Here is a 7071-nt window from a genome sequence, read left to right as displayed (position 1 = left end):
GGAAGCCGCGAGCGAGAGTCCAGAGCAACTCGAGGACGGAGATGTCGAAGGACAGGCGGGTGACGGCGAGCCAGACACCGAGGGGGTGGGAGTGGACGCAGGCGTCCATGCCGGTGAAGAAGTTGGAAACGGTGCGGTGGGGCACCTGGACGCCCTTGGGGCGGCCGGTGGAGCCGGAGGTGAAGAGGACGTAGGCGAGGTTGGCGGAGGTGGCCAGCGGGGCGGGCGCGTGCGTGGGCCTGGCGCGCAGCGCTTCGTCCGAGAGAGACACCACGGCGGCCCCTGGAGTCTCGGGGAGGAGGGGCAGCAGGGAAGGCTGGAGCAGGAGCACGGCGGGACGTGCGTCCTCCAGCATCCCCTGCAGGCGCTCACGGGGGTAGGACGGGTCCAGCGGGACGTAGGCGCCGCCGGCCTTGAGGATGGCGAAGAGGCCCACCACCAATTCGAGGGAGCGCTCCGCGCAGAGGCCGACGCGCACCTCGGGGCCGACGCCGAGCGAGCGCAGGTGGTGCGCCAGTTGGTTGGCGCGTGCATCCAGCTCCCGGTAGGTGAGCCAGGCGCCCTCGAAGCCAAGGGCGTGCGCGTCCGGCGTGCGCTGCGCCTGGGCCTCGAAGAGGTGGTGGATGCAGGCGTCGGTCGGGAAGTCCGCCGCCGTGTCATTCCACTCCACCAGCACCTGGTGGCGCTCAGCCTCGGACAGCAGGGAGACGTCTCCCACGCGAGAGGCGGAGGCCAGAGAGAGCAGGGCATTGCGCCAGTGTTCGAGGAGCCGCTGCATGGAAGCGGGCTCGAAGCGGGGCGAGTCGTAGACGGCCCGCAAGCGCAGGGCCTGCCCGGGGAGGACGAAGAGGGTGAGCGGGTAGTTGGTGCGCTCGTAGGCCTCGACATCCTTCAGCCGGAGCGACGAGGCCAAATCCGCCAGCGATTCATCGACGGGGTAGTTCTCGAAGACGAGCAGCGAGTCGAAGAGCGCGGCACCGCGAGGCAGCTGGCTGAAGGACTGGACCTGGACGAGTGGAGAGTGCTCGTACTGGCGCAGCTCGACCTGCTGGGCCTGGAGCGACTGGAGCCAGGGCAGCAGGGGGGAGGTCGCAGAGGACAGCTGGATGCGCGTGGGCAGGGTGTTGATGAAGAGGCCCACGAGGGTGTCGGAGCCCGGAAGCTCCGGAGGACGGCCCGCGACGGTGTTGCCGAAGACGACGTCCTGTTCGCCTGCGTAGTGGGAGAGGACGAGGCCCCAGGACGCCAGGGCGAGCGTGTGCAACGTGAGCTGGTGCTGGCGGGCGAAGGACTGCAGTGAGGCCGTGGCCTCGGCGGAGAGGTCTACGTCGAGGACGGGGTGTGTGGACGGCTGTCCCTGGGGCGCGACGGCATGGGTATCCGTGGGGAGCGGCGTGGGTGAAGTGACGCCCTCCAGGTAGGAACGCCAGAAGGCCTCGTCGGCGGAGGCGTCACGGTGCTGCAGCCAGGCGATGTAGTCGCGGAAGGGCGCCCTGGGCGCGGGCTGGGGCGAGGCGCCGGAGCGGAAGGCCTCGTAGAGAGAGAAGACCTCGCTGATGAGCAGGCCGAGGCTCCAGCCATCCACCAGCAGGTGATGGTGGCTCCAGAGGAATCGCACGGAATCATCCGCCAGGCGGATGGCCGTGAGTCGAACCAGGGGCGCACGGTGCAGGTCGAAGCCGCGCTGCTGGTCCTCGAGGAGGAGTTGCTCGAAGCGGCGGTGCTGCTCGGAGGCGGAAAGCTCACTCCAGTCGAGCTGCTCGAAGGGCAGCTCCACGTGGGAGTGGACCACCTGGAGCGGCGCATCGAGCCCCTCCCAGTGGAAGGAGGAGCGCAGGATGGTGTGGCGCTGGAGGCAGGCCTTCCAGACGCGCAGGAAGGCCGGCAGGTCCAGTGTGGAGGTGACCGTCCAGGACAGTTGCTGGAAGTACGCCGAGGACCCGGGAGACAGCAGGGCGTGGAAGAGAATGCCCTGCTGCGTGGGGGAGAGCGGGTAGACGTCCTCGATGTCGGGCCCTGCCTGCCGCAGCACGGTGTCGAGCGACGGCCGCGAGAGGGCTGCGAGCGGGAAGTCACCCGGGGAGAAGCGGCGAGCGTCTTCGGACGTGCGCAGGGAGATGAGCGCGCGCAGGTGGTGCAGGAAGCGCCCGGCCACCGACTCGATGGTGGCTGCATGGTGCAGGTTCGCGCTGTAGCCGAAGGAGAACCGCAGTCGGCCCTGGAAGACCGAGCCGTTGATCTCCAGTGCATGCAGCCGCGTGCCTGAAGGCGAGAGCATGGCGCCGGGGGACTCGGAAGCAGGGGAGAAGAGGCGGCTGGAGTCGGCCGTGGCGTCGAGCTGGCCGAGGTAGTTGAAGGCCACCTGCGGCATGGGCATGGCCTGGAGCCGCTGAGCGATATCGGTGGGGCCGAGCCACTTCAGCAGGCCGAAGCCGATGCCGTGGTGAGGCAGACGGCGCAGCGAGTCGCGCACGGAGCGCAGGCACTCGCCCGCCGAGCCACTCGGGGGCACGGGCAGCAGCACGGGCGTGAAGGACGTGAACCAGCCCACGGTGCGCGAGACATCCACGTCGTTGAACAGCTCCTCGCGGCCATGGCCCTCCAGACTGACAAGCACCCCGGACTGTCCCGTCCACTCGGACAGCGCGCGAGCCAGGGCGGTGAGCAGGACGTCGTTGATGTGGGCGCGCCAGGCGGAGGGCACTTCCTGAAGCAGCAGCTTCGTCTCCTCGGCGTCGAGGGCGATGGAGGCGGAGCGCTCGGAGGCATGCGTGTTGGGGCCGGAGGCGTCGGTGGGCAGCGGGGCCACCTGCGTGCGCGCTTCGTCCAACCAGAGAGGCGCTTCGGCCAGCAGGGCCTCGGAGTGGGCATGCGCCTGCAGGTGGCGCGCCCAGGACTGGAACGAGGTCGTCTTCGCCGGCAGCGATGCGTGCGGGCCCTGCTGGAGCTGCTGATAGGCGGACTCGAGGTCCTCCAGCAGCACACGCCAGGAGACGCCGTCGATGACGAGGTGATGGGCGACGAGGAGCAGACGCTGCTGCCCGCGACCGAGGTGGAAGAGGGCGGCGAGCAGCAACGGCGGCTGCGCGAGGGCGAAGCCGGCCTGGAAACGCGAGGCCTCGGCTTCGAGCGCGGCGGGCTGCTCTGAGGCAGGCGTGGCGGAGAGGTCCACCTGGAGCAGGTGGAAAGGCGCCTCATCGGGGCCGACGTTCTCCTGAGACCACGCGCCTTCGTCCTGTCGGAAGCGCAGGCGGAGGGCATCGTGGTGGGCCACGACGTGAGCGAGGGCCTTCTCCAGGCGAGAGGCGTCCAGCGGCTCGCGCGAGGCCAGGAGCACCGACTGATTGAAGTGATGGGCGTGCGCCGCATCATGCGCCAGCAGCTGGCGCTGAACGGGCGTGAGCGTCACCGGGCCGGTGACAGGGCCCTGCTCGCTGCGTGCCTCGGAGGAGGACTTCGCCACCAGGGCGAGCTGCGCCACCGTCTGGTGTTGGAAGAGCTGGCGCGTGGCGAGCACCAGGCCGGCCCGGCGCGCACGCGCGACGACCTGGAGGCTGATGATGGAGTCGCCACCCAGCTCGAAGAAGTTGTCGTGGATGCCCACCTGCTTCCGGCCGAGCACCTGCGCCCAGATGTCGCACAGCAGCTGCTCTGTGGCGTTGCGCGGAGCGACGTACTCGACGGTGGTCGCGGGCGCCGAGTCCGAAGCAGGCAGGGCCTTCCTGTCCACCTTGCCGCTGCTCGTCAGGGGCAGGGCTTCCAGTGCAACGAAGGCCGAGGGGACCATGTACTCGGGCAGCTTCTGCCGGAGGAAGTCGCGCACGTCCGCGGTGGAGGGTGACTGCTCACCCCTGGGCGGCACCACGTAGGCCACGAGGCGTGAGCCGTCACGCACGACCACCACGGCCTGTCGCACCTGGGGATGCTTCTCCAGGGTGGCCTCGATTTCACCCAACTCGATGCGCAGGCCGCGCACCTTCACCTGGAAGTCGAGGCGGCCGAGGTACTCGATGTTGCCGTCGGCCAGCCAGCGAGCCTTGTCACCGGTGCGGTAGAGGCGCGCGCCGGGCGTGTCGCTGAAGGGGTCCGGGATGAAGCGCTCCGCGGTGAGCTCGGGACGGGCGAGATAGCCACGGCCGACCTGGATGCCGCCGATGAAGAGCTCACCGGGCACGCCCGTGGGAACGGGCCGCAGGTGCGAGTCGAGGAGGCGAATGGAGGTGTTGGCGATGGGCCTGCCGATGGGGATGGAGTGTCGGCCGTCCTGGGGCAGGCAATGGAAAGCGGTGACTTCGACGGCGGCCTCGGTGGGGCCGTAGAGGTTGTGCAGCTGGGCGGACGGCAGCCGCTGCAGGCAGCGCTGCGCGAGCTCGTGGGAGAGCGCTTCGCCGCTGCACACGACACGTTGGAGGGAGGTGCAGCGCTCCAGGCCGGGCTGCTCCAGGAAGTGCTGGAGCATGGAGGGGACGAAGTGAGTGGTGGTGACGCGCTGCTCGGAGATGAGGCGAGCGAGGTAGTCGGGCTCCTGGTGGCCACCAGGGCGTGCGAGGACGAGACGAGCGCCGCAGATGAGGGGCCAGAAGAACTCCCAGACGGAGACGTCGAAGCTGTAGGGAGTCTTCTGAAGCACAACGTCTTGGGCAGACAGGGGCTGGGCGTGCTGAATCCAGAGGAGGCGATTGACGACGCCCCGGTGGGCATTCATGGCGCCCTTGGGGCGGCCTGTGGAGCCCGAGGTGAAGATGACGTAGGCGAGGCTGTCGGGAGTGGCCAGCGGCGAGGGCGCGTGCGTGGGCAGGCCCCGCAGCGCTTCGTCACCCAGGGACACCACGACGGCCCCCTGCATCTCCGGGAGGCGGGTGAGCAGGGCGGGCTGGGACAGAACCACGGCAGGACGTGAGTCCTCCAGCATCCACGCCAGGCGCTCGCGTGGATAGGACGGGTCGAGCGGGACGTAGGCGCCGCCGGCCTTGAGGATGGCGAAGAGGCTCACCACCAATTCGAGAGAGCGCTCCGCGCACAGGCCGACGCGCACCTCGGGGCCGACGCCGAGCGAGCGCAGGTGGTGTGCCAGCTGGTTGGCGCGTGCATCCAGCTCCCGGTAGGTGAGCCACTGGCCTTCGAAGCCAAGGGCAGGCGCGTCCGGCGTGCGCTGCACCTGCGCCTCGAAGAGGTGATGGATGCACGTGTCCACGGCCAGTGGCGCGCGGGTGTCGTTCCACTCGATGAGGACCCGCTGGTGCTCGGCCTCGGTGAGCAGGGGGAGGGAGGACAGGCGAGTGTCGGGGTGAGCGACGGCGGCCTCCAACAGCACCTGGAGGTGCTCCAGGAGGCGGGCCATGCTCTGCGCGTCGAACAAGTCAGTGCTGTAGTCGCAGAGGCAGGCCAGGCCCTCGGGCGTCTCGTTGATGAAGACAGAGAGGTCGAGCTTCGCGGCGCCGGTGTTGCCTTCCACGCTGCGGAAGGCGAGACCCGGCAGCTTCAGCTCCGAGGTGGGAGCGTTCTGAAGCGCGAGCTTCACCTGGAAGAGCGGAGCGTGGGCGAGGCTGCGCTCGGGGTTGAGCACGCGCACCAGCTCCTCGAAGGGGACGTCCTGGTGGGCGTAGGCGCCCAGCGTCGCTTTGCGCGTGCGGCGCAGCAGCTCGCGGAAGGTGGGGTCACCGGAGAGGTCCCCGCGCATGACGAGCTGGTTGACGAAGAAGCCGATGAGGCCCTCGGTGTCGGCGTGGGTGCGGCCGGCGATGTCGGTGCCAATGACGATGTCCGTCTGGCCGGAGTAGCGCGAGAGCAGGGACTGGAAGCCGGCCAGCAGGGCCATGAAGGAGGTGACGCCTTCACGCTGGCAGAGCGCACTGAGTGCCTGAGCCAACTCCTTGGGCATGAGCCGCGAGAGCGTGGCACCACGGTAGGACGGAGTGGCGGGGCGAGGCCTGTCGGTGGGCAGTTCCAGCACCTGGGGCGCACCTGCGAGGTGCTGGCGCCAGTAGGAGAACTGCGCTTCGAGCGTCTCGCCCTGCAGCCACTGGCGCTGCCAGGCGGCGAAGTCGGCGTACTGCACGGGCAGCTCGGGCAGCGGCGAAGGCTGGCCCTGCGAGAAGGCCTCGTAGAGCGCCGCGACCTCGCGCACCAGCACGCCCATGGACCAACCATCGGAGACGATGTGGTGCAGGTTGAGCAGCAGCATGTGCTGCTGCGCATCGAGCTTCAGCAGCAGCGCGCGAAGCAGGGGGCCTTGCGCGAGCGAGAAGGGCTTGCGGCACTCGGCCTCGATGAGCCGGCGCGCCTCGGCCTCGCGCTCGTCGGCGGGCAGGGCACTGAGGTCCACGCGCTCCAAGGGCAGCGGCGCGGGCGGGGCGATGACCTGGAGGGGCTGGCCGGCTTCCTCGGGGAAGGAGGTGCGTAGCACCTCGTGACGGCGGACCAACTCCGACAGGCTGCGCTCCAGGGCGGCGGTGTCCAACGTGCCTTCCAGGCGCAGCGGCGCGGGCATGTTGTACAGCGTGCTGTCGGGGATGAGCTGGTCGAGGAACCACAGCCGCTGCTGAGCGAAGGACAGTGGAGGCGCGCCTGTCCGTTCGACGGGCCGCAGCGGCGGCAGTGCGAGCGCGCGTGCCGAGCCGGTGGCGACATCCACGGCCTTCGCGAGGGCTTCGAGGGTGGGCGCCTCGAAGAGGGTGTGCAGGGACAACTCCACGCCGAAGACGGCGCGGATGCGAGAGACGATCTGGGTGGCCAGCAGTGAGTGGCCGCCCAGGTTGAAGAAGTTGTCGTGGACGCCCACGCGCTCGACGCGCAGCACTTCGCTCCAGAGGGCGGCGAGTCGCTGCTCCGTCTCGTTTCGAGGCGCGAGGTACTCGATGCCGGCCGTGAACACTCCGTCCGGAGCAGGCAGCGCCTTCCTGTCGAGCTTGCCGTTGAAGGTGAGAGGGAGGGCCTCCAGGGGGACGAAGGCCGAGGGGAGCATGTACTCGGGCAGCTTCGTCTTGAGGAAGTCACGCAGCTCGGGGGCGGAGGGCGACAGGGCTCCCGGAGGAGGCACGGCGTAGGCCACCAGGCGCTTGTCGCCCGGAG

Annotated in this window: 1 protein-coding gene; it reads right to left on the bottom strand. The window is 69.6% G+C overall.

Annotated features, from left to right (window positions below):
• A partial coding sequence (locus tag G4D86_RS51310) for a non-ribosomal peptide synthetase (protein WP_164003036.1) occupies positions 1-7071 on the bottom strand: 7071 nt, incomplete at both ends.

Origin of the sequence: Pyxidicoccus caerfyrddinensis, assembly GCF_010894405.1 — a bacterium.
GTDB lineage: Bacteria > Myxococcota > Myxococcia > Myxococcales > Myxococcaceae > Myxococcus > Myxococcus caerfyrddinensis.
Note: the sequence above shows the minus strand (reverse complement) of the source record. Positions and strands in the feature narration are given on the sequence as shown.